This window comes from Pseudomonas sp. Z1-29 (genome assembly GCF_051131995.1).
GTDB lineage: Bacteria > Pseudomonadota > Gammaproteobacteria > Pseudomonadales > Pseudomonadaceae > Aquipseudomonas.
In genome coordinates this window covers 2492858-2513849 of sequence record NZ_CP071645.1, presented here as the reverse complement: position 1 = coordinate 2513849, position 20992 = coordinate 2492858, and the positions used below count along the sequence as shown (strand labels likewise).

Below are 20992 nucleotides of genomic sequence, written 5' to 3'. Positions count from 1 at the left end.
TCCTAGAATCGGCCGACATTTTTGCCCGGAACTTACTTCCAGCCAATGTCGTCATCTATTCGCAGGTCCGTCCAGTCAGACACATTGACCCGCTTGGCTCAAGCCATCGCGGTGGCTGTGTCCGCCACGCTGGCCGGCTGCCAGAGCACCAGCCAGGTGCCGCAGGCCGATGTCGCGCATACGCCGAATATCGCCGCGCGAGCCAAGCAAAAACCCGTCTGGCTGACGGAAAAACCCAGCCCGCAAGTGCCCCAGGACGTCTGGGAACGCATGCGCCAGGGCTTCCAGCTGCAGGAAACCGCCGGGGTCAACCCGCGCATCGAGCAGCAGCGCCTGTGGTTCGCCAGCAATCCGTCCTTCCTGGAAAACGCCGGCGAGCGCGGCAGCCTGTACATCCACTACATCGTCGAGCGCCTGGAAGAGCGCAACATGCCGCTGGAGCTGGCGCTGTTGCCGGTGATCGAAAGCGCCTATAACCCGATGGCCTATTCCCGCGCCAACGCGGTGGGCCTGTGGCAGTTCATCCCCTCCACCGGGCGTTATTTCAACCTGCGCCAGACGCGTTTCTACGACGGACGTCGCGACATCACTGCGTCGACCACGGCCGCCATGGATTACCTGACGCGCCTGCATGACATGTTCAATGGCGACTGGCTGTTGGCGCTGGCGGCCTACAACGCCGGTGAAGGCACGGTCAGCCGGGCCATCGAGCGCAACGAAAAGCTCGGCCTGCCCACCGACTACTGGAACCTGCCTCTGCCCAGCGAAACCCAGGCCTACGTGCCGAAGCTGCTGGCGCTGTCCCAAGTGGTACTGGCCCCCGATGCCTACGGCGTGAACCTCAACCCGATCGCCAACGAACCCTACTTCCAGGTCGTCGAGATCAACCAGCGCATGGACCTTTCAAAAGTCGCAGCGGTGGCGAACATCGACGAAGACGAGCTGTTCCAGCTCAACCCGGCGTTCAAGCAACGCACCACCGTCGACGGCCCACAACACCTGCTGGTCCCGACCTCCAAGGCACAGTTGCTGACCGCCAGCCTGTCGACCATGCGCCCAGAAGAATTGATCAGCCCGCGCTCGCTCAAGCCGGTCTTCGAAAACGCCGATGACAGCGAAGTGGAAGGTGTACGGCGCAGCTACCGGGTCAAGCGCGGCGACAACCTGGCCCAGATCGCCAAGGCCAACAACGTCCAGACCAAGGACCTGCAACGCTGGAACAAGCTCAGCGGCAACAAGCTCAAGGTCGGCCAGACCCTGGTCATGCAAGACGTCAAGGCCACCAAGGCAACCAAGGCCAGCGGCAAACGCATCAACACTGTCGTAGCCGCCAAGAGCAACGAACAGAAGAAGCAGACCCAATACAAGGTCAAGCAAGGCGACTCGCTTTACGTCGTTGCCAAGCGCTTCAACGTCGAAATGCAGCACCTCAAGCGCTGGAACCCGCGCATGGGCAAGGCGCTCAAGCCTGGACAGATGCTGACGGTCTATTCCCCACACTGACACCGCGGCTCCGGCGAGGAGCTTGTTGTGGCGAGGGAGCTTGCTCCCGCTGGGCTGCACAGCAGCCCCAAAAGCAGCGACTCAATTCACCTGTCACACCGAGGTGCCAGGTTCACGGGTTGCTTCGCAACCCAGCGGGAGCAAGCTCCCTCGCCACAAAGGCACTCTCGCCATGGATCCAGGTAATCCAGCGCTTTGAGCCCCCGCCTTTTTCCTGCCGATACAAGCTGTTACTGTACAGGCCATAAAAGCCCAAGCCGCCTGGATCGGATCTCAGACTTGATACGTCCCCTCCTCCTGTTCCTGATCAGCCTGGCCTTGAGCTCCCCCGCCGGCGCCACCATCAGCGAAAGCCATGGCTATGCGCAGTTCGGCACGCTCAAGTACCCGGCCAGATTCACCCACTTCGACTGGGTCAACCCGCAAGCGCCCAAGGGCGGCACCTTGCGGGTCATGGCATTTGGCACCTTCGACACACTCAATCCGTATACCTTCAAGGGCAGCAGCCCGGTTTCCACGGCAAATTTCCTGCAATACGGCATCAATGAATTGAACGAGCCGTTGATGGTTGGCACCGGCCAGTACGCACCGTCCGGCGACGAACCGACGTCGAGCTACGGCTTGATCGCCCGATCCGTGGAATACAGCGAGGATCGTAGCTGGGTGGTGTTCAACCTGCGGCCAGAGGCGCGGTTCCATGACGGCGTGCCGATCACCGCTTATGACGTGGCGTTTTCCTACAGGACGCTGCTCAAGGAAGGTCATCCGCAATACCGCACCAACCTGCAGGAAGTGCTGCGGGTCGATATCCTCAATCCGCTGAAAATCCGCTTTGTCTTCAAGCGTGCGGGCAATCCCTTGCTGATCCTGCGCCTGGGGGAACTGCCGGTGCTGCCCCAGCACTACTGGAAAGACCGCGACTTCAAGGCGACCACCTTCGAGCCTCCCCTGGGCAGTGGCCCTTATCGCATCACCAAGGTGCAGCCCGGTCGCCAGCTGGTCTTCGAACGGGTCAAGGACTACTGGGGCAAGGACCTGCCGGTCAATCGCGGCAAATACAACTACGACCGCATGGTCGTCGAGTTCTACCGCGACAGCGAGGTGGCCTTCGAAGCGTTCAAGGCCGGTGAATTCGATATCTACATCGAACACCAGGCCAAGAACTGGGCCAACGGCTACAACTTCCCGGCGATCAACCGTGGCGATGTGATCAAGGCGCAGATTCCCCATCAGATTCCGACCCAGACCCAGGGCCTGTTCATGAACACGCGGCGCAGCACCTTCGCCGAGGTCAAGGTGCGCGAAGCCCTGGGATTGATGTTCGATTTCGAATGGACCAACCGCACGCTGTTCAGCGGTGCCTACAAACGCACACTCAGCTATTACCCCAACAGTGAGTTTTCGGCCACGGGCCTGCCCGTGGGCCACGAATGGCTGCTGCTCAAGCCCTATCGCGAACAATTGCCGCCCCGGTTGCTGACCGAACCCTTCAGCCTGCCTCGCACCGACGGTCGCGGCGTTCCGCGCGAGACACTGCGCAAGGCCCTGGGTCTGTTGAAAGAAGCCGGATGGACCCTCCACGGCCAGCACTTGCTGAACGCCGACAAGCAGCCCTTGCGCTTCGAAATCCTGTTGGTGAATCCGAACCTGGAGCGCATCCTCCAGCCCTACGTCGAGAACCTCGCCAGCATCGGCGTCCAGGCCCGTCTGCGCACGGTGGACCGCGCCCAGTACAAGCAGCGCCTGGACCAGTTCGATTTCGACATGATCCTGCTGACCCTGAGCCAGACCCTCAGCCCGGGCCTTGAGCAATGGCAGTATTTCCACTCCAGCCAGGTCGGGATCAAGGGCAGTAAAAACTATGCGGGCATCGCCAACCCCGTGGTCGATCACCTGCTGGAGAAGCTGCTCGCCGCCCAGACTCGCGACGAACAGGTCGCCGCCGGCAAGGCCCTGGACCGCGTGCTGCTATGGCAGCATTACTGCATTCCCAACTGGTATCTCAATTATCATCGCCTGGCGTACCGCAACCGGTTCGCCTTCGTCACTACGCCGCCCTACACCCTGGGCCTGAGCGCATGGTGGCTGAAATCTTCGGAGAAAGATCAATGAAGCCTTTACGCGCCCTGCTCCTGCAGGCCAGCGGCCTGTTATTCGCAGGGCTGGCCTGTGCCGCGCCGCAACACGCCTTGACGTTGTATAACGAGCCGCCGAAGTACCCGGCCGACTTCAAGCATTTCGACTACGTGAACCCGGATGCCCCCAAGGGCGGGATATTCCGTCAGGGCGGGTTCGGCGGCTTCGACAGCCTCAACCCGTTTATCAGCAAGGGCGTACCGGCCGAGGATATCGGCCTGATCTACGACACCCTGGCCAAGCAAGGCCTCGACGAGCCCTTTACCGAGTACGGCCTGATCGCCGAAAAGATCGAGAAGGCCCCGGACAATGGCTGGGTGCGCTTCTACCTGCGCCCCGAAGCCCGCTTCAACGACGGCCATCCGGTGCGCGCCGAAGACGTCGTGTTCAGCTTCGAGACCCTGACCAGGGACGGCGCACCGATGTTCCGCGGTTATTACAACGACGTCGCCGAAGTCGTCGCCGAGACGCCACTCAAGGTCCTGTTCAAGTTCAAGCACACCAATAACCGCGAACTGCCGCTGATCCTCGGCCAATTGCCGGTATTGCCCAAGCACTGGTGGGCCAACCGCGACTTCAACAAGGGCAACCTGGAGATCCCTCTCGGCAGCGGCCCCTACCGGGTCACCGAAGTGAAGGCGGGGCGTTCGATCCGCTACGAGCGCGTCAAGGATTACTGGGGCAAGGACCTGGCGGTCAACCGCGGCTTCTACAATTTCGACGTACTGACCACGGATTACTACCGCGACAACACCGTGGCGGTAGAGGCATTGAAAGCCGGGCAATTCGATTTCTGGCTGGAGATGGCTGCCAAGAACTGGGCCAACGCCTACAACATTCCCGCCGTCAGCGAAGGCCGCCTGATCAAGGAACAGATCCCCAACGGCAACCCCACCGGCATGCAGGGTTTTGTCTACAACCTGCGCCGCCCGATCTTCCAGGACGTGCGGGTGCGCCAGGCGTTGAGCCTGTTGCTGGACTTCGAATGGACCAACAAGCAGTTGTTCCACGGTGCCTACGCCCGCACCCGCAGCTATTTCGAGAACTCGGAAATGGCCGCGACCGGCCTGCCCGGCGAAGACGAATTGAAGATTCTCGAACCGCTGCGCGGCAAGATTCCCGAACAGGTTTTCAGCGAAACCTTCCAGCCGACGGTCTGCGATGGCAGCGGCATGATCCGCGACCAGCAGCGCAAGGCCTATCAATTGTTGCAAGAGGCCGGCTGGCGCATCGTCGACGACAAGATGGTCGACGCCCAGGGCAAACCGGTGGTGCTGGAATTCCTCCTGGCCCAGACCGAATTCGAGCGGGTGCTGCTGCCCTTCAAGCGCAACCTGAGCGACCTCGGCATCGAGCTGGTGATTCGCCGCGTCGACGTGTCCCAGTACATCAACCGCGTGCGCTCCCGGGACTTCGATCTGGTGGTGGGCAGCTTCCCGCAGTCCAGCTCGCCGGGTAACGAGCAGCGCGAGTTCTGGATGTCGGCTGCCGCGGACAAGCCTGGCAGCCGCAATACCATGGGCCTGAAGGACCCGGCCGTCGACCAGTTGGTGGAACAGTTGATCAACGCCGATTCGCGCAAAAGCCTGGTAGCCCATGCCCGGGCGCTGGACCGGGTGCTGCAGTGGGGCTACTACGTGATCCCCAACTGGCACATCAAGACCTGGCGCGTGGCCTACTGGAACCACATAGGCCACCCTGAAATCACCCCGACCTACGACATCGGCACTACCACGTGGTGGGTCAAACCGGACATCAAGCCGGCCGAAGAAGTGGAAAAACAAGTGATCGAGCAGCAAGTCGCCGCCCCTGTGAGCGTGGAGTAACCTGATGCTGGCTTATATTTTTCGGCGCCTGCTGCTCATCATCCCGACCCTGTTCGGCATCCTGCTGATCAACTTCGTGATCATCCAGGCCGCGCCCGGTGGGCCGGTGGAACAGATGATCGCCAAGCTCGAAGGTTTCGAAGGCGCTACCAGCCGCATCGCCGGCGGCGGCGCGGAAGTGTCAGTGGCCGGCTCCTCCTACCGCGGCGCCCAAGGCCTGGATCCGGCACTGGTCAAGGAAATCGAGCGCATGTACGGGTTCGACAAGTCGGCCCCCGAACGCCTGTGGATCATGATCAAGAACTACGCCCGCCTGGACTTTGGCGACAGCTTTTTCCGCGACGCCAAGGTCATCGACCTGATCAAGGAAAAGATGCCGGTGTCGATCTCCCTCGGGCTGTGGAGCACGCTGATCATGTACCTGGTGTCGATCCCGCTGGGGATTGCCAAGGCCACGCGGCACGGCAGCCATTTCGACGTGTGGACCAGCTCGGCGATCATCATCGGCTACGCGATCCCGTCGTTCCTGTTCGCCATCCTGCTGATCGTGGTGTTTGCCGGCGGCAGCTATTTCGACTGGTTTCCATTACGGGGCCTGACGTCGAACAATTTCGAGGAGCTGAGCCTGGGCGGCAAGATCCTCGATTATTTCTGGCACCTGGCCTTGCCCGTCACCGCCCTGGTGATCGGCAACTTTGCCACCATGACGCTGCTGACCAAGAACAGTTTCCTCGATGAAATCAACAAGCAGTACGTGGTCACCGCCAAGGCCAAGGGGCTGACGCGCAACCGGGTGCTCTACGGGCATGTATTTCGCAACGCCATGCTGCTGGTGATTGCCGGTTTCCCTTCGGCGTTCATCGGGATCTTCTTTACCGGCTCGCTGCTGGTGGAAGTGATCTTCTCCCTCGACGGCCTCGGGTTGATGAGCTTCGAAGCCGCCATCAACCGTGATTACCCGGTGGTCTTCGGCACACTGTTCATCTTTACCCTGCTGGGGCTGGTAGTGAAACTGATCGGCGACCTGACCTATACCTTCGTCGATCCGCGTATCGACTTCGAAAGCCGGGAGCATTGAGATGAACCTCTCTCCTCTCAATCGTCGCCGTTTCGAACTGTTCAAGGCCAACAAGCGTGGCTGGTGGTCGTTGTGGCTGTTTCTGTTCTTGTTCGTGCTCAGCCTGGGCGCCGAGCTTATTGCCAACGACAAGCCACTGGTGGTGCACTACGACGGCGGCTGGTACTTCCCGGCCCTGAAGCGTTACCCGGAAACGACGTTCGGCGGCGAATTCCCGTTGGAGGCCAACTACAAGAGCCCGTATATCCGCGAGTTGCTCGCCGCCAAGGACGCCTGGGTCGTGTGGGCACCGATTCCATTCAGCTACCAGAGCATCAATTACGACTTGAAGGTCCCGGCCCCGGCACCGCCCTCGTCGGTGAACTGGCTGGGCACCGATGACCAGGGCCGCGACGTGCTGGCGCGGGTCATCTATGGCTTTCGCATCTCGGTGCTGTTCGCGCTCACGCTGACGGTGCTCAGCTCGATCATCGGGGTGATCGCCGGTGCGTTGCAGGGCTTCTATGGCGGCTGGGTAGACCTGGCCGGCCAGCGTTTCCTGGAAATCTGGTCCGGGCTGCCGGTGCTCTATCTGCTGATCATTCTCGCCAGCTTCGTCCAGCCGAACTTCTGGTGGCTGCTGGGCATCATGTTGCTGTTTTCCTGGATGAGCCTGGTGGATGTGGTGCGCGCCGAGTTCCTGCGCGGGCGCAACCTCGAATACGTGCGCGCCGCGCGAGCGCTGGGCATGCAAAATGGCGCGATCATGTTCCGCCACATCCTGCCCAACGCCATGGTCTCGACCATGACCTTCATGCCGTTCATCCTCACCGGCGCCATCGGCACCCTCACCGCCCTGGATTTTCTCGGTTTCGGCCTGCCGGCCGGAGCACCATCCCTCGGCGAGCTGGTGGCCCAGGGCAAGTCCAATCTGCAGGCGCCCTGGCTGGGCATCAGCGCATTCGCCGTGCTGGCGATCATGCTGAGCCTGTTGGTGTTCATCGGCGAGTCCGCTCGCGATGCCTTCGATCCGAGGAAGTGAAATGAACCAGGACAATCTGATCGAAGTACGCGACCTGGCGGTGGAATTCATCGTTGGCGAACGCCGCCAGCGCGTGGTCGAGGGCGTCAGCTTCGACATCAAGCGCGGCGAAACCCTCGCGCTGGTGGGTGAAAGCGGCTCGGGCAAGTCGGTGACGGCCCATTCGATCCTGCGCTTGCTGCCCTACCCGCTGGCCCACCACCCGACCGGGACCATCCAGTACGCCGGCCAGAATCTGCTGGGCCTCAAGGAAAAGACCATCCGCCATATCCGTGGCAATCGGATCGCGATGATTTTCCAGGAGCCGATGACTTCCCTGAACCCGCTGCACTGCATTGAAAAACAGCTCAATGAAGTGCTCGGCATCCACAAGGGCCTGACCGGCAAGGTCGCCACCCGTCGCTCCCTTGAGCTGCTGGAACTGGTCGGCATCCCCGAACCGCACAAACGGCTCAAGGCGTTGCCCCACGAACTGTCCGGTGGCCAGCGTCAGCGGGTAATGATCGCGATGGCCCTGGCCAACGAGCCGGAACTGCTGATAGCCGACGAACCGACCACCGCGCTGGACGTCACCGTGCAGCTGAAAATCCTCGATCTGCTCAAGGATTTGCAGGCGCGCCTGGGCATGTCGCTGCTGCTGATCAGCCACGATTTGAACCTGGTGCGAAGAATTGCGCATCGCGTATGTGTCATGCAGCGCGGTTGCATCGTCGAACAGGCATCGTGCGCAGAGTTGTTCCGCGCGCCGCAACATCCGTACACTCGGGAATTGCTGGCCGCCGAGCCCAGCGGCAACCCGGCGACCAACGTGGTCGGCCCGCCGCTGCTGGAGGTCGAGGACCTGAAAGTCTGGTTCCCGATCAAGAAAGGCCTGTTCAAGCGCACGACGGATTACATCAAGGCGGTGGACGGAATCCGCTTCAGCCTGCCCCAGGGCCAGACCCTGGGCATCGTCGGCGAGAGCGGTTCCGGCAAGTCCACGCTGGGGCTGGCGATCTTGCGGTTGATCGGCAGCCAGGGCGGGATCCGCTTCGAGGGCAAGCAGCTCGATAGCCTGTCGCAACAGCAAGTCCGGCCGTTGCGCCGGGAGATGCAAGTGGTGTTTCAGGACCCGTTTGGCAGCCTGAGCCCGCGGATGTGTGTGAGCCAGATCGTCGGCGAAGGACTGCGGATCCACAAGATCGGCACCGAAGCCGAACAGGAACAAGCGATAATCGCGGCATTGAAGGAGGTAGGCCTGGACCCGGAAACCCGGAACCGCTACCCCCACGAATTTTCCGGAGGGCAACGGCAGCGCATCGCCATTGCCCGGGCCCTGGTGCTCAAGCCGGCGTTGATTCTGCTGGACGAACCAACGTCGGCCCTGGACCGTACCGTGCAACGCCAGGTGGTGGAGCTGTTGCGGTCATTGCAAACCAAGTACAACCTGACGTACCTGTTTATCAGCCATGACCTGGCTGTCGTCAAAGCGCTGAGCCACCAGTTGATGGTGGTCAAGCATGGCCAAGTGGTCGAACAAGGTGATGCCCGCAGCATATTCGCCGCGCCGCAACACCCCTATACACAGCAGTTGCTGGAGGCCGCTTTCCTGGCCCCGACAACTGCCGAATAACCTGAAAGAGGAGCAACACATGGGTTTTCTCGCCGGTAAGCGCGTACTGATCGTCGGTGTCGCCAGCAAGCTGTCCATCGCATCCGGCATCGCTGCCGCCATGCATCGCGAGGGCGCTGAGCTTGCCTTCACTTATCAGAACGACAAACTCAAGGGTCGTGTCGAAGAGTTCGCGCAAGGCTGGGGTTCGAGCCCTGAGCTGTGCTTCCCGTGCGACGTCGCCAGCGATGAAGAAATCGCCAAGGTCTTCGAAGAACTGAGCAAGAAGTGGGATGGCCTGGACTGCATCGTGCACTCCGTGGGCTTCGCCCCGGGCGACCAACTGGATGGCGATTTCACCGAAGCCACCACCCGTGAAGGTTTCCGCATTGCCCACGACATCAGCGCCTACAGCTTCGTGGCCCTGGCCAAGGCCGGTCGCGAGATGATGAAAGGCCGCAACGGCAGCCTGCTGACCCTGTCGTACCTGGGCGCCGAGCGCACCATGCCGAACTACAACGTCATGGGCATGGCCAAGGCATCCCTGGAAGCTGGCGTTCGCTACCTGGCCGGCTCCCTGGGCCCGGACGGCACCCGCGTGAACTGCGTATCGGCCGGCCCGATCCGCACCCTCGCCGCTTCCGGCATCAAGAACTTCCGCAAGATGCTGGCCGCCAACGAAGCGCAAACCCCGCTGCGTCGCAACGTCACCATCGAAGAAGTCGGCAACGCCGGCGCCTTCCTGTGCTCGGACCTCGCGTCGGGCATCAGCGGTGAAATCATGTACGTGGACGGCGGCTTCAACACCACCGCCATGGGCAACATCGAAGAGTAAATCTTCACGTTGCAATAAAACGCCGCTTGCCCTGGAAAGGCCAAGCGGCGTTTTTTTATGCCCTGCAAAATCACCTGTGGGAGCGAGCTTGCTCGCGATGGCGGGGTTTCAGTCGACGGGGATGCTGAATGTACTGGCCTCTTCGCGAGCAAGCTCGCTCCCACAGTGGTTCTGCGCCATCCGGAGTGTCAGGCACAACACAAAATCCTGTGGGAGCGAGCTTGCTCGCGAAGGCGGTTTTTCAGTCGCCATAGATGCTGAATGGGCTGGCCTCTTCGCGAGCAGGCTCGCTCCCACAGTGGTTCTGCGCCATCCGGAGTGTCAGCACAACTCGAGACCGTGTGGGGACGAGCTTGCTCGCGATGGCGGTGCATCAGTCGACGGGGATGCTGAATGGGCTGGCCTCTTCGCGAGCAAGCTCGCTCCCACAATGGAGCTGCGCCATTCGGAGCATCCAGGCACAACACAAAATCCTGTGGGAGCGAGCCTGCTCGCGATGGCGGTGTTTCAGTCGACAGGGATGCTGAATGTACTGGCCTCTTCGCGAGCAGGCTCGCTCCCACAATGGAGCTGCGCCATCCGGAGTATCCAGGCGAAACACAAAACCCTGTGGGAGCGAGCCTGCTCGCGAAGGCGGTTTTTCAGTCGCCATAGATGCTGAATGGGCTGGCCTCTTCGCGAGCAAGCTCGCTCCCACAGTGGTTCTGCGCCATCCGGAGTGTCAGGCACAACACAAAATCCTGTGGGAGCGAGCTTGCTCGCGAAGGCGGTTTTTCAGTCGCCATAGATGCTGAATGGGCTGGCCTCTTCGCGAGCAGGCTCGCTCCCACAGTGGTTCTGCGCCATCCGGAGTGTCAGCACAACTCGAGACCGTGTGGGGACGAGCTTGCTCGCGATGGCGGTGCATCAGTCGACGGGGATGCTGAATGGGCTGGCCTCTTCGCGAGCAAGCTCGCTCCCACAGTGGAGCTGCGCCACTAGGAGCATCCAGGCACAACACAAAATCCTGTGGGAGCGAGCTTGCTCGCGAAGGCGGTGGGTCAGTTGACAGGGATGCTGAATGGGCTGGCCTCTTCGCGAGCGGGCTCGCTCCCACAGTGGTTCTGCGCCATCCGGAGTGTCAGGCACAACTCGAGACCGTGTGGGAGCGAGCCTGCTCGCGAAGACGGTGGGTCAGTTGAGGGTGATGTCGGGGGGCAGCTCAATCAGTTTGGGCTATTGCGCCGTCCCTGCTTCTGCGCATACATCGCCGCATCCGCCTCTGCCAGCAGGCTGTCGATCGACTCATGTCGCTCGGGGTCGTATTCGATCTGGCCCACGCTGAAATCGATGTCATAGCCGCGCTGCAACGTTATGTTGCGCTCGTCGAGCATTTCCCTGAGCCGTGCCATGATCGCCGTCGTCTCGACATGGGAGGCGCCGGTGAGCAGGGCGACGAACTCGTCTCCGCCCATGCGACCGATCACGTCGCTTTCACGAAAGGCAATGCGCAATACGTCGGCGAACGTCTTCAGCGCGCCGTCGCCTTCCGCGTGCCCGAAGCGATCGTTGATCGGCTTGAAGTCGTTGAGATCGAAAAACAGCAGTGTCGCCGGCCGCGAAAGACGGCTGCAGACACTCAGCGCGTGCTGGGCCAGCGTCATGAAGCCGCGCCGATTGGACAGCAGCGTCAATTCATCCATGCTGGCCATCTGCACGGCAACCAGCTCCTGCTCGGCCATGCTCGCCAGATCGCGAAGCAGCTCGCGTTCGTCGTCGTTGAGGGTGCGCGGCCGGGTGTCCAACAAGCACAGGGTGCCCATCTTGCTGCCATCATCCAGCCCCAGCGGATGCCCCGCATAGAAGCGGATGCCAGGTTGGCCCTTGACCAACGGATTATCGTGGAACCGCACGTCCTGTTCCGCGTCGCAAATCTCCAGGATCTCGTCCTGCAAGATCGCATGCCCGCAGAACGACACCTCGCGCGGGGTCTCACTGGCTTCCAGGCCGGCGCTTGACTTGAACCATTGCCGATTGGCGTCCACCAGCGACACCAGGGCGATCGGCACGTTGAACAGACGCCGGGCGAGACGGGTCAGGCGGTCAAACCGCTCCTCGGGAGGGGTATCGAGCAGCTTGAGCGACTGCAATTGTTTGAGGCGAACGGCTTCGTTGTCAGGTTTGCCTGGCGCAAGCATCGGTAACTCCGTTGGCGGAACTCATCAGAGTCTAGCCCAGACCGGAGCAAACTCGAACGGGCATTTTCCGGCACGGACGCATACACTCAGGCACAGCCAATAAAACAGGACATTGCCTGATGAAGCCCGCCAACCACGACGCCGCCCCACGCTTCTGGCGCGACGCGGCGCTGCCTTTCATCGAGGCCCGGGCCATCGCCGATGGCCGCAAGGTCTGTTATTCACGGCATTCCCATGATCACTTTTCCATCGGCGCGATCACCGCCGGACGCAGCACCTACCTGCACGAACAATCGCGGTTCCAGGTCCAGAGCGGCACGGTAGTGCTGATGAATCCCGGCGACGTCCATGCTTGCAATCCGATCGACGATCAGCCCTGGTCTTATGTGATGCTGTATGTCGATACCCAATGGCTGCGGGATCTGCAACGCCGTATCGGCTTTGACCCCTCGCTGGACTTCCAGGCATTCGGCACAACCCATAGCCGTGATGTCGCGCTTTTCTCCGGCCTGTGCGGGCTCTACGAAACGCTGGTGGCTGAACATATCGATACCAGTGGCAAGCAAGTCGCCGCCGAAGTGTTTTTCACCGATCTCCAGCATCGACTCAACCCGGCCGGACGTCCGGAGCGTGGCAGCCACCCGGCGCTGATGCGGGCGGCGCAGTTCATTCACGACCATTGCACCGAAGCCCTCAAGCTTGAGGATATCTGCGCCTTCGCGCAGCTTTCGCCATCCTATTTGAGCCGGGCTTTCAAGCGCCACTACGGCATGACACCGCATGCCTTCCTGATCAACCGGCGCATCCAGTTCGCCCGCCGTCAACTGCGCGAGGGCAAGCTGATTGCCGATGTGGCGCTGGACAGCGGGTTTGCCGATCAGGCGCACTTCCAACGGGCGTTCAAGCAACACCTGGCGGCTACCCCCGGGCAGTATCGCGGCTGATATAGCCACTTGACTCCGTGGCGAGGGAGCTTGCTCCCGCTGGGCTACGCAGTAGCCCCAAAACCTGGCGACTGCTGCGCAGTCGAGCGGGAGCAAGCTCCCTCGCCACAAAAGCTCTGCCAGTTGGACACCTCGTCAGACTCAAGGCAACAACAGATACACCGCGCTCGCCACCAACAACGCCGCCATCAATCGATTGAACAGGCGCATGGTCGCCGGGTTACCCAGCCACGTGCGCAGAAAGCTGCCCGCATAGGCCCAGCAACCCACCGAGACATAGCAGATGACCAGGTAGATCGCCGCAAACTGCCACACCAGCCGCGCCTCGCCGTCGGCCACGAAGGCGCCCATCCCCGCCACGCAAGCCAGCCACGCCTTGGGGTTGAGCCACTGCATCAACGCGCCATGGAACATCGAAGGCGCGCGCCCCTCGTCCCGGTCACCCAGCTCGCCGTTGTCCACCGCCAGTTTCCAGGCCATGTACAAGAGGAACGCCACGCCAGCCAGTTGCACCACACGCGTGAGCCCAGGCCAGCGTTGCAATACTTCATGCAACCCCAATCCCATCAAGACCAGCAGCAGGACGAACCCGAGGGTGGCGCCGGCGACATGGCGCAAGGTTGCGCGAAATCCATATCGGGCACCGGAGCTGAGGGCGACGATATTGACCGGGCCCGGAGTAATGGAAGCCACCAGGGCAAAGGTGGCCATGGAAAATATCAAGCTCATCACATATCTTCTTCAGTTCAGGAAAGAGGCCCCAAGGTAAAGGGGTCGCCTGCTCGGGTATTGAAGAAAACTGCCTTTGTCGTCGAGCACTTCCGCTTCATTTTTTTACGCAAATTTTACGCGGTAAGCGATTCACCAAATCGATACTGGGCAGCTCTTTGAATCAGGCGTCATCCATGTCTATAGCGGTTCTGCGTCTCATCGGTTTCATCCTCGGGATTTTCCTGATCACCCTTGCGATCAGCATGGCGATTCCGCTGTTTACGCTGATGTTCTACGAGCGCAACGATGACTTGTCGGCATTTCTATGGTCGAGCCTGATCACCTTCGTGTGCGGTGTGGCACTGGTGGCCCGTGGAAGGCCGGACCACGTCCAGATGCGCCCCAGGGAAATGTACCTGCTCACCACCGCCAGTTGGGTAATTGTCTGCGCATTCGCCGCCCTGCCGATGGTGTTCATCCAGCACATCAGCTACACCGATGCATTTTTCGAGACCATGTCAGGCATCACCACCACCGGCTCGACCATCCTGACCGGGTTGGATAGCGCATCGCCCGGCCTGTTGATCTGGCGGTCGATGCTGCACTGGCTCGGCGGAATCGGCTTTATCGGCATGGCCGTGGCGGTCCTGCCGCTGCTGCGGGTCGGCGGCATGCGGCTGTTCCAGACCGAATCTTCGGACTGGTCGGAGAAAGTCACGCCGCGCTCTCACGTCGCGGCCAATTACATCCTGTGGATCTACATCGGCTTGACCGCTCTCTCGACGTTGGGGCTGTGGCTTGCGGGCATGACGCCTTTCGAAGCGATCAACCATGCGATGTCGCTGATTTCCACCGGAGGTTTTTCCACCTCCGATGCGTCCCTGGCGCACTGGCCCCAACCGGCGGTTCATTGGGTGTCAGTGGTCGTCATGATGGCCGGATCGCTGCCCTTCACGCTGTATGTCGCGACATTGCGGGGCCATCGGCGCGCCCTGCTCAAGGACCAGCAAGTCAGGGGCTTCATCGGTTTCCTGGTCGTTACATGGCTGCTGGTGGGTACCTGGCTGAGCCTTAACAGCGATCACGCGTGGTGGGACGCGGTCCGTATCGTGGCGGTCAACGTTACCTCTGTCGTCACGACCACTGGCGTGGCGCTGGGTGACTACACGCTGTGGGGCAGCTTTGCCCTGCTGCTGTTCTTCTACCTGACGTTCGTCGGCGGCTGTTCGGGATCCACGGCCGGGGGCCTGAAGATTTTTCGCTTTCAAGTCGCCAGGGTGCTGCTGATGGGCAGTTTGAAGCAGCTGATCCATCCCCGGGCGGTGATCCAGAAGAAATACAACAACCATCCCATCGACGAGGAAATCGTTCGCTCGCTGCTGACGTTCTCGTTCTTCTTCACCATCACGATCGGCGCCATCGCCCTGGGTCTGGCCCTGATCGGCCTGGACTGGACGACCGCCTTGACCGGTGCCGCCACTGCCGTCTGCAACGTGGGTCCGGGCTTGGGCAACATCATCGGCCCGGCCGGCAACTTCTCGACCTTGCCGGATGCGGCAAAATGGCTGCTGACCATCGGCATGCTGCTGGGACGGCTGGAAATCCTGACGGTGCTGGTGCTGTTCACGCCGGTGTTCTGGAAGTACTGACTCGTCGAACAGGACTGAACGCCAGACGAAAAAAAATCGCGAGGCCCGGAAACAGGCCTCGCGATTTCATTCAAGCAATCAGCGGTCGTTCTTCATCGATGAACGGGTCGCGTTGCTCAAGCCCTTGGTGTTATGGGTGCCCGGCGTAGCGGCGGAAATCGCCGAGGCCTTGGTCAAGCCGCGAGTATCACGGTCCTTGGCAATGGCGGACGTCGCCGACGCCTTGCTGGTGCGATCGGTGCGGGTGGTGCCGGTGTGCTTGCCGCTCAGGCCATGATCGCGAGTCCGGGTACCGGCGTGATCACTGGCCAGTCCTTTGCCGTGGCCGCTGGAGTCGCTGGACTTGCCACCGTTGCCATTGCCTTGCCCGCCGCCCACGCCGCCACCGTGGCCGCCGCCATTCCCTCCGCCATTGCCGCCACCGCCTCCATTACCGCCGCCACCGCCGTTGCCACCGCCCGCGGCATAGCTCGAACCGATAGGTGACAGGTCGGCAGGCAACAAAGCCGAGGCGCCGAACGCCAAGGCACAGACAGCTACGGCGATGAGGGATTTCTTGTGTTTGGACATGATGTCTCCGAAAGACAAAAACAGCGGGTGAACCTCTAAGACTTGAAGGTTCAATTTTTGTTCGCGGGCATCCGACCAAATGATCATGAATTCATTGTCGATTTTTCGGTGGAGTCGTCCCGGCCACGGTTCTATGCTCTGCCCATGAACCTACATCACTCGCTGCTTCCGCCTCACGCCGAGATGGTCCGCGCCATGCTTGAACGAGACACCACCTACGAGGGGGTCTTCTTCACCGCGGTCAAGACCACCGGTATTTTCTGTCGCCCCAGCTGCACGGCACGCAAGCCAAAGCCGGAGAACGTCGAGTTCTTTGCCCACGCCGACGAGGCGATGTCGGCCGGTTATCGGGCCTGCCTGCGTTGCAAGCCGCTGGATGCCGCCGCCATTGCCCCGGACTGGATCCAGGCATTGCTCAAAGCCGTCGACGCCGAACCAGACCTGCGCTGGACCGACGCCCTGCTGCTGGAACAAGGCATCGAACCGCTGAAACTGCGCCGCTGGTTCAAACAGCATTTCGGCATGACCTTCCACGCCTACCTGCGCACCCGGCGCTTGGGCATCGCCCTGGGCGGAATCAAGGAAGGCGCCTCGATCGACAATGCGGCGTTCGACTCCGGCTATGAATCGCTGAGCGGGTTTCGTGATGCCTTCGTCAAATCCTTCCACATCACCCCCGGCCGCGCCGGCCTCAGCGAACCCTTGCTGTTTACTCGCCTGACCACGCCATTGGGGCCGATGCTGGCCATGGCCGAACGTCGCGGCCTGGTATTGCTGGAGTTTCTCGATCGCCCGGCCTTGACCAGGGAGCTGGAGGAACTGCAGCAACGCTACGGCTACACGGTTGCGCCGGGCCACAATGCGCATCTGCAACAGATCGAAAGCGAGCTGGCCGACTATTTCGCCGGCAAGCTCACGGTTTTCAACGTCCCGTTGCACATGCCTGGCAGCGCCTTCGCGGCCAGGGTCTGGGCCGAGCTGCAGAAAATCCCCTACGGCGAAACCCGCAGCTACGGCGTCGTCGCCAACGCACTGGGCAGCCCTGGCGCCAGCCGCGCCGTGGGCCTGGCCAATGGACAGAACCGCCTGGCCATCGTCATCCCTTGTCACCGGGTGATTGGGGCGGATGGCTCTTTGACCGGCTATGGCGGCGGTCAGCCGCGCAAGGCGTTTCTATTACGGTTGGAGCGAGCCGCGGAGCAGGTTTCGTTGCCTTTGGCGTTTTGACTGATGGCGGCGCCTTATCAGCAAGCGAGCACTTTCCTGGCAGGCCTGGACGAAGACTGGCGGCGCCATATCGAGTCGATCGGTCCTTGCCTTCTGCAACCCAAACCGGCCCGGGATCCGTATGAGGCGCTGATGCGGGCGATTGCCTATCAGCAACTGCACGCCAAGGCCGGGGATGCGATCATTGGCCGGCTGCTCGGGCTGTACCCATCGGGGACGTTTCCCGGGCCTGAGCAAATACTGGCAACTGATGCAGCGCAATTGCGCGGTTGTGGATTTTCAGCCAGCAAGATCGCCACTCTCCAGGGTATCGCCCAGGCCACGCTGGACGGCATCGTGCCGGATTACGCCACGGCGCAGGCCATGGACGATGAAGCACTGATCAAGCGCCTGGTCACCCTGCGCGGCGTCGGACGCTGGACCGTGGAGATGCTGTTGATCTATAGCCTGGAACGGCCGGATATCCTGCCTGCGGATGATTTTGGGGTTCGCGAGGGTTATCGGCGGCTCAAAGTGCTGGAAACCCAACCGAGCACAAGACAGATGAGCGAAATCGGCCGGGCCTGGAGCCCTTATCGGACGGTGGCGGCGTGGTACCTGTGGCGGGTGCCCAAGTGATGCTGGCTATACCAACGCCTTCGCGAGCAGGCTCGCTCCCACAGCGGATTTGTGGACTTCCCGATTCCAATGTGGGAGCGAGCCTGCTCGCGAAGGCGTCCGCACATTCAACATAAATCCAACCGGCAAAAAATGCCGACCGTCTAGGCTGTACTGAACCATTTCCAATCCACTGGAGGTTCCCATGCATCTCGAAGGATCCTGCCACTGCGGCGCCGTGTCGTTCAGCCTGGACAGCAGTCACCCCTACCCTTACCAACGTTGCTACTGCTCGATCTGCCGCAAGACCCAGGGCGGCGGTGGTTTTGCGATCAACCTGGGGGGAGACGCCACGAGCCTGAAGGTGCAGGGTCGCAAGCACATCTCGATCTACCATGCGCGGCTCAAGGACGAGGGCGACAAACGCGCCCATCGCAGCAGCGCCGAGCGGCATTTCTGCTCGCTGTGCGGCTCGGGATTATGGTTGTTCAGCCCTGAATGGCCGGAATTGATCCACCCTTTCGCCTCAGCCATCGACACGCCGCTGCCGGCGCCGCCAGAACGCACCCATCTGATGCTGGGCTCCAAGGCGCCATGGGTCGAGGTCGAGGCGCGCTCGGGCGACCAGCAGTTCGACGTGTATCCCGAAGAATCGATTGCCCAGTGGCATGAACGCCTGGGTTTGACCCTTTGAGATGCAGCGCGGCTTTGGGCCCTATCGCGAGCAAGCTCGCTCCCACAGGGGATTCGGGATGGACTCAGGATTTGTGTTCAAAGAGAGTCCAATGTGGGAGCGAGCTTGCTCGCGATGGCGCCGTCATGAACACCACGGTTCCTAAAGCGCAGGCACACCACTATGAAACCGAAACTCCACGTCCACTGATTCGATCAACTCGCGCTCCGCCTCGCGGACCCTCTCAATGACCTGGGCAATATCCTTGGCGTCGCCATACTGGTAGGCCAGTTTCAGGTAACCCTGAAAATGTCGGGCCTCGCTTTTCAGCAGGCCGAAATAGAACTTGCCCAGCTCCTCGTCCAGATGCGGCACCAGGGCCTCGAAGCGCTCACAACTGCGGGCTTCGATAAAAGCGCCGACCACCAGGGTGTCCACCAGTTTCACCGGTTCGTGGCTGCGCACCACTTTACGCAGGCCCGAAGCGTAGCGCCCGGCGGAGAGCTGGCGCAGGGCGACCTTGCGTTTTTTCATCAGGCGCATGACCTGCTCGTGATGCACCAGTTCTTCCCGGGCCAGGCGCGACATCATATTGATCAGGTCGACATGGGAGTGATATTTGGCGATCAGGCTCAAGGCAGTGCTGGCAGCCTTGAATTCACAGTTCTTGTGGTCGATCAGCAACGTTTCCTGGTCGGCCAGCGCCGCCTGGACCCAGACATCGGGGGTGCGGCAGCCGAGGAATTCGTGGATTTCGGGAAGGATCATGAGACTCACGGGCAAAGGTAGTCGAGCGAAGGGCGCCGATTATACCGGCCTGCCCCCAGACCACCAGCCACCAGCGTTGATATGCATCAAGTCGACGGGCCGTCCAGAACAACTATAGTTGAGCAACGCCGTGCCTTTTCATTGCTGGAGACGCCGATCATGCAAGCCATTCGCAGCATCCTCGTGGTCATCGAACCCGAACATTCGGAAAGCCTGGCATTCAAGCGCGCCAAACTGATCGCCGGCGTGACCCAGGCCCATTTGCACTTGCTGGTCTGCGACAAACACCATGACCATGCCGGGATGCTCAGCGTCCTGAAGGCCGCACTGGCGGCCGACGGCTACAGCGTGACCACCGAGCAGGCGTGGAACGAAAGTCTCTACGAAACCATCATCGACGTGCAGCAGGCCGAAGGCTGTGGCCTGGTCATCAAGCAGCACTTCCCCGACAGCCCCTTGAAGAAAGCCCTGCTGACCCCGGCCGACTGGAAACTGCTGCGCCATTGCCCGACCCCGGTGCTACTGGTCAAGACGTCGGGATCCTGGAAAGACCGGGTGATCCTGGCCGCCGTCGACGTGGGCAATGCCGATGGCGAGCACCGCCACCTGCACTCGACGATTATCGACCATGGCTACGACATCGCCCTCCTCGCCAAGGCGCACCTGCATGTCATCAGCGCCCACCCGTCGCCGATGCTCTCGTCCGCCGACCCGACCTACCAGCTCAAGGAAACCATCGAGGCGCGCTACCGTGAGCAATGCCGGGCGTTCCAGGCCGAATTCGACATTGATGACGAGCACCTGCATATCCAGGAAGGCCCGGCGGATGTCCTGATTCCATACATGGCCCACAAGCTCCAGGCCGCTGTCACCGTGATCGGCACCGTGGCCCGCTCGGGTTTGTCAGGAGTGCTGATCGGCAACACCGCCGAAGCCGTGCTCGATACGCTGGAAAGCGATGTGCTGGTGCTCAAGCCGCAGGAGGTGGAGGACCATCTGGTGGAGATGGCGGCAAAAGAATAAAAAGGCTTAGGCGATCAAGCTTTTGTAGCGAGGGAGCTTGCTCCCGCTCGGCTGCGCAGCAGACGCCTGGGTTTTTCAGGCTCAAAATTATTCGGATCAAGAGCGAGGGTCGCTTCGCAACCCAGCGGGAGCAAGCTCCCTCGCCACAAGAGCTACTGGGTACAAAGCAACTTGCCACACATAGGGCCTGTCAGCCGCCAATCGCATCCTTCAAGAACCCCGGCGCGATGTAGCGCTGGTAATGCGCTTCGGACAGGAGGAAAAATTCCCGATCAATGGCATCGCGCAGGTCGGGCAGTTCCCAGTCGCGAAATTCCGGCAGCAGCACCATGCCGTACGCTTCCAGGTTATTGATCACCCGTGCGCCCCGGGCGATCAACTGATAGGCCCAGCAATATTCCGACTGGTGCGGCACGAAGCGGATCTTGCGCGATTCCAGTTGCTGGCGCAGCAGCTGCGGGTCGAAAACCTCCAGCTTGGCCACCATCACCTGCACCAGCAGCTGCTCGAGGCGCAACCACACCGCGCGTTTCTCTTCCTCGTTGTAGCCGTTCCAGTGAATCACTTCATGGTGGAACCGCTTGCAGCCACGGCACACCAGGTCACCGTAGACAGTGGAACAGAGGCCGACGCAGGGGGTCTTGATGAGCTGGTTGGGCATAA

Annotated in this window: 18 protein-coding genes; 13 read left to right on the top strand and 5 right to left on the bottom strand. The window is 61.3% G+C overall.

What is annotated here, in order from left to right; genetic code table 11:
* The first annotated feature begins 45 nt into the window (after positions 1 to 45).
* The 7 genes from J3P84_RS11635 (at position 46) to fabI (ending at position 9990) form a co-directional block, all read left to right on the top strand.
* Entirely contained in the window at positions 46 to 1503 is a 1458-nt protein-coding gene (locus J3P84_RS11635) for a transglycosylase SLT domain-containing protein (protein ID WP_434630302.1), read from the top strand.
* A 279-nt stretch (positions 1504 to 1782) separates the two neighbouring features.
* Positions 1783 to 3615 carry an extracellular solute-binding protein gene (locus tag J3P84_RS11630; RefSeq protein WP_434573597.1) on the top strand — a complete coding sequence of 611 codons (1833 nt, stop codon included), beginning with the start codon at positions 1783 to 1785 and terminating at the stop codon, positions 3613 to 3615.
* The gene (locus J3P84_RS11625; protein ID WP_434630300.1) at positions 3612 to 5465 is read left to right on the top strand and encodes an extracellular solute-binding protein; all 1854 of its coding nucleotides are present in this window, start codon (positions 3612 to 3614) and stop codon (positions 5463 to 5465) included. Before J3P84_RS11630 ends, J3P84_RS11625 begins: the two co-directional genes overlap by 4 nt.
* Before the next feature lie 4 nt (positions 5466 to 5469).
* Positions 5470 to 6543, top strand: a complete 1074-nt coding sequence (locus J3P84_RS11620) for a microcin C ABC transporter permease YejB (protein WP_434601108.1) — start codon at positions 5470 to 5472, stop codon at positions 6541 to 6543.
* Position 6544: 1 nt separating this feature from the next.
* A complete protein-coding gene (locus J3P84_RS11615) occupies positions 6545 to 7564 on the top strand; it encodes an ABC transporter permease (protein ID WP_434630298.1) in 1020 nt (339 codons plus the stop codon).
* 1 nt (position 7565) lies between these two features.
* The gene (locus J3P84_RS11610) at positions 7566 to 9176 is read left to right on the top strand and encodes an ABC transporter ATP-binding protein (RefSeq protein WP_434630296.1); all 1611 of its coding nucleotides are present in this window, start codon (positions 7566 to 7568) and stop codon (positions 9174 to 9176) included.
* A 19-nt stretch (positions 9177 to 9195) separates the two neighbouring features.
* The gene (fabI, locus tag J3P84_RS11605; RefSeq protein ID WP_003202751.1) at positions 9196 to 9990 is read left to right on the top strand and encodes an enoyl-ACP reductase FabI; all 795 of its coding nucleotides are present in this window, start codon (positions 9196 to 9198) and stop codon (positions 9988 to 9990) included.
* A gap of 1205 nt (positions 9991 to 11195) precedes the next feature.
* On the opposite strand, the gene J3P84_RS11600 is transcribed toward fabI, so the two are convergent.
* Positions 11196 to 12167, bottom strand: a complete 972-nt coding sequence (locus J3P84_RS11600; RefSeq protein ID WP_434601111.1) for a sensor domain-containing diguanylate cyclase — start codon at positions 12165 to 12167, stop codon at positions 11196 to 11198.
* Between the two features lie 119 nt (positions 12168 to 12286).
* Here J3P84_RS11600 and J3P84_RS11595 point away from each other — a divergent pair, with 119 nt between their 5' ends.
* Positions 12287 to 13111, top strand: coding sequence for an AraC family transcriptional regulator (locus J3P84_RS11595; protein ID WP_434630293.1), 825 nt, complete (start codon positions 12287 to 12289; stop codon positions 13109 to 13111).
* A gap of 141 nt (positions 13112 to 13252) precedes the next feature.
* Here the strand turns inward: J3P84_RS11595 and J3P84_RS11590 are convergent, their stop codons facing one another.
* On the bottom strand, positions 13253 to 13840 hold the full coding sequence (locus J3P84_RS11590) for a LysE family translocator (protein ID WP_434601113.1): 588 nt from the start codon (positions 13838 to 13840) through the stop codon (positions 13253 to 13255).
* A gap of 176 nt (positions 13841 to 14016) precedes the next feature.
* Between J3P84_RS11590 and J3P84_RS11585 the strand changes: the two genes are divergently transcribed.
* Entirely contained in the window at positions 14017 to 15471 is a 1455-nt protein-coding gene (locus J3P84_RS11585) for a TrkH family potassium uptake protein (RefSeq protein WP_434630291.1), read from the top strand.
* A 78-nt stretch (positions 15472 to 15549) separates the two neighbouring features.
* Here the strand turns inward: J3P84_RS11585 and J3P84_RS11580 are convergent, their stop codons facing one another.
* Entirely contained in the window at positions 15550 to 16041 is a 492-nt protein-coding gene (locus tag J3P84_RS11580; protein WP_434630289.1) for a hypothetical protein, read from the bottom strand.
* A gap of 144 nt (positions 16042 to 16185) precedes the next feature.
* On the opposite strand from J3P84_RS11580, the gene J3P84_RS11575 reads away from it, so the two are divergent.
* From J3P84_RS11575 to J3P84_RS11565, 3 genes are all read left to right on the top strand, one after another.
* Entirely contained in the window at positions 16186 to 17268 is a 1083-nt protein-coding gene (locus tag J3P84_RS11575) for a bifunctional transcriptional activator/DNA repair enzyme AdaA (protein ID WP_434630287.1), read from the top strand.
* A gap of 3 nt (positions 17269 to 17271) precedes the next feature.
* Positions 17272 to 17886 (top strand): DNA-3-methyladenine glycosylase family protein, encoded by a 615-nt coding sequence (locus J3P84_RS11570; protein WP_434630285.1) that lies wholly within the window; start codon positions 17272 to 17274, stop codon positions 17884 to 17886.
* A gap of 184 nt (positions 17887 to 18070) precedes the next feature.
* A complete protein-coding gene (locus tag J3P84_RS11565; RefSeq protein WP_434630283.1) occupies positions 18071 to 18559 on the top strand; it encodes a GFA family protein in 489 nt (162 codons plus the stop codon).
* Positions 18560 to 18700: 141 nt separating this feature from the next.
* On the opposite strand, the gene J3P84_RS11560 is transcribed toward J3P84_RS11565, so the two are convergent.
* Positions 18701 to 19306 (bottom strand): tRNA-(ms[2]io[6]A)-hydroxylase, encoded by a 606-nt coding sequence (locus tag J3P84_RS11560; RefSeq protein ID WP_434630281.1) that lies wholly within the window; start codon positions 19304 to 19306, stop codon positions 18701 to 18703.
* 159 nt (positions 19307 to 19465) lie between these two features.
* Between J3P84_RS11560 and J3P84_RS11555 the strand changes: the two genes are divergently transcribed.
* A complete protein-coding gene (locus J3P84_RS11555) occupies positions 19466 to 20329 on the top strand; it encodes a universal stress protein (protein ID WP_434630279.1) in 864 nt (287 codons plus the stop codon).
* 190 nt (positions 20330 to 20519) lie between these two features.
* On the opposite strand, the gene J3P84_RS11550 is transcribed toward J3P84_RS11555, so the two are convergent.
* Positions 20520 to 20990 carry a DUF1289 domain-containing protein gene (locus J3P84_RS11550; RefSeq protein WP_434573568.1) on the bottom strand — a complete coding sequence of 157 codons (471 nt, stop codon included), beginning with the start codon at positions 20988 to 20990 and terminating at the stop codon, positions 20520 to 20522.
* Positions 20991 to 20992 lie beyond the last annotated feature (2 nt).

Bases quoted from the DNA above. Each gene is read 5' to 3' on its own strand.
- J3P84_RS11635 (WP_434630302.1), top strand. From the start codon at position 46: ATGTCGTCATCTATTCGCAGGTCCGTCCAGTCAGACACATTGACCCGC.
- J3P84_RS11580 (WP_434630289.1), bottom strand. From the start codon at position 16,041: ATGTCCAAACACAAGAAATCCCTCATCGCCGTAGCTGTCTGTGCCTTG.
- J3P84_RS11600 (WP_434601111.1), bottom strand. From the start codon at position 12,167: ATGCTTGCGCCAGGCAAACCTGACAACGAAGCCGTTCGCCTCAAACAA.
- fabI (WP_003202751.1), top strand. From the start codon at position 9,196: ATGGGTTTTCTCGCCGGTAAGCGCGTACTGATCGTCGGTGTCGCCAGC.
- J3P84_RS11595 (WP_434630293.1), top strand. From the start codon at position 12,287: ATGAAGCCCGCCAACCACGACGCCGCCCCACGCTTCTGGCGCGACGCG.
- J3P84_RS11620 (WP_434601108.1), top strand. From the start codon at position 5,470: ATGCTGGCTTATATTTTTCGGCGCCTGCTGCTCATCATCCCGACCCTG.
- J3P84_RS11550 (WP_434573568.1), bottom strand. From the start codon at position 20,990: ATGCCCAACCAGCTCATCAAGACCCCCTGCGTCGGCCTCTGTTCCACT.
- J3P84_RS11615 (WP_434630298.1), top strand. From the start codon at position 6,545: ATGAACCTCTCTCCTCTCAATCGTCGCCGTTTCGAACTGTTCAAGGCC.
- J3P84_RS11585 (WP_434630291.1), top strand. From the start codon at position 14,017: ATGTCTATAGCGGTTCTGCGTCTCATCGGTTTCATCCTCGGGATTTTC.
- J3P84_RS11610 (WP_434630296.1), top strand. From the start codon at position 7,566: ATGAACCAGGACAATCTGATCGAAGTACGCGACCTGGCGGTGGAATTC.
- J3P84_RS11570 (WP_434630285.1), top strand. From the start codon at position 17,272: ATGGCGGCGCCTTATCAGCAAGCGAGCACTTTCCTGGCAGGCCTGGAC.
- J3P84_RS11565 (WP_434630283.1), top strand. From the start codon at position 18,071: ATGCATCTCGAAGGATCCTGCCACTGCGGCGCCGTGTCGTTCAGCCTG.
- J3P84_RS11560 (WP_434630281.1), bottom strand. From the start codon at position 19,306: ATGATCCTTCCCGAAATCCACGAATTCCTCGGCTGCCGCACCCCCGAT.
- J3P84_RS11575 (WP_434630287.1), top strand. From the start codon at position 16,186: ATGAACCTACATCACTCGCTGCTTCCGCCTCACGCCGAGATGGTCCGC.
- J3P84_RS11555 (WP_434630279.1), top strand. From the start codon at position 19,466: ATGCAAGCCATTCGCAGCATCCTCGTGGTCATCGAACCCGAACATTCG.
- J3P84_RS11625 (WP_434630300.1), top strand. From the start codon at position 3,612: ATGAAGCCTTTACGCGCCCTGCTCCTGCAGGCCAGCGGCCTGTTATTC.
- J3P84_RS11590 (WP_434601113.1), bottom strand. From the start codon at position 13,840: ATGAGCTTGATATTTTCCATGGCCACCTTTGCCCTGGTGGCTTCCATT.